The sequence below is a fragment of the Endozoicomonas sp. ONNA2 genome (genome assembly GCF_024606365.1).
Classification (GTDB): domain Bacteria; phylum Pseudomonadota; class Gammaproteobacteria; order Pseudomonadales; family Endozoicomonadaceae; genus Endozoicomonas.
Genome location: NZ_JAHHPO010000782.1, coordinates 1 through 1,368, shown reverse-complemented (window position 1 = coordinate 1,368; position 1,368 = coordinate 1). Strand labels below are relative to the sequence as shown.

Below are 1,368 nucleotides of genomic sequence, written 5' to 3'. Positions count from 1 at the left end.
ACATTTTTTTGTGTAATACCGTCCATATTAGGAAAGTTGTTTTTAGACAATTCCTGACTAGGTTCAACTGCCGTAACACACCATTGATATAGCAAAACCACTTTCGGGGGAGCACTGGCCGATCAGTAGCAACTCCCAACTCTTCCTATGTATAAAAAGCCAGTATTCAGGAAGCTGAAAATTTTTTGTGAATTTTTAGTCCAAGTGTCCAATTTATTTATAAATATGAAATAGTAATAGAAAGAATTTATATATACCCCCACAGCCAGCAGGATTAAAAAAAGTGAAAAGCATAAAAAATCCCGGTAACTTGGACAGCCCCGGGATCTTATGGCTATTTATTACTGGTTAGTATTCTTCCCAGTCCACTTTCTGGTTCAAGTGGGCTTCGAAATGCGAACGACACTCCTCCAGGGGAGGCAGCTTGAGTACTCTGGTACGATGGCCGAACTGATTAGTGGGTCTCTCCTCCCTGGCTCCCGGTAATAATCGTTTCAGCCGTCGGTGGAAAGCATTGTCTCTGGTATGCTTATCATCCATCTGCTCCTGAAAGTTGCGATAAAGTGTCTGCTTGTCGATTTCAGCTACCCAGCAATCATGCCCCTCAAGAATCCGGCCTTCTTTGAGTTTGCCATATAGCCAGTCTTCGACAGAAGAGAATGTTTCTTCCTTCTGTTGCAGCAAAGCTCTGGTTTTTGGTGCGATGCGGATATTTGTTTTGGAGATATCCCGCTCCAGCAGAGTTTTCAGTAATGCAGCCCGACCGCCGTTATTCATCTGGTCAGTGATCGTCTGGAAATAGGCCGTATCCTGCATGCGCTGGTCACTGACAGCAAGCACAAAATAACGACGTTCTTCTGCACCAGCCGGTATTGCCCAATCATTATTGGTCGCCATAATCAGCCGGTTATAGTTGTTCATGGTGACCATATCTTTATGCTTGAACTCAATGGTTCGACGACTTTCAGTGATAAGGGTTTTCAATACCCCCTCAAGTTTTTTCTCACCTCCCCATAAGGCCTCATCCATAAATATCAGCAGACTGTCGGCCAGGAGTGCATTAAAGCGCCCAAGCAGCTGCTCACTGGATGATACCTGCTTGAAGTGATCACCAAAGATTTTGCCGAATTCATTAACGAATACACCTTTGCCAGTACCTTGTCTGCCCATTAATACAACGGCAACACTGGGCAGCTCTTCTGGTTTTTGTAAGGTGTGAGCCATCCAGTCCAGAAGATAGTGGTAGGCAGTAGCATCTCCATTGCAGATATTGTCTTCTATATGGGCAAGGTAAAGGGAGCAGTCGCCTTCTGCTCAGGGCGCTAGAATCGGCTGTACGGACATTCATTGAATCACGAATTCGTGCTT

The 1,368-nt window shown here is 45.0% G+C and carries 1 protein-coding gene; it reads right to left on the bottom strand.

The features are described from left to right. Nucleotides 1-348 precede the first annotated feature (348 nt). On the bottom strand, nt 349-1,224 hold the full coding sequence (locus KDK14_RS13850) for a primase-helicase family protein (protein WP_257265763.1): 876 nt from the start codon (nt 1,222-1,224) through the stop codon (nt 349-351). Between the last annotated feature and the right edge of the window lie 144 nt (nt 1,225-1,368).

What these genes read in the sequence shown, in the direction of transcription:
- KDK14_RS13850 (WP_257265763.1), bottom strand. Translation starts at nt 1,224, where the DNA reads ATGGCTCACACCTTACAAAAACCAGAAGAGCTGCCCAGTGTTGCCGTT.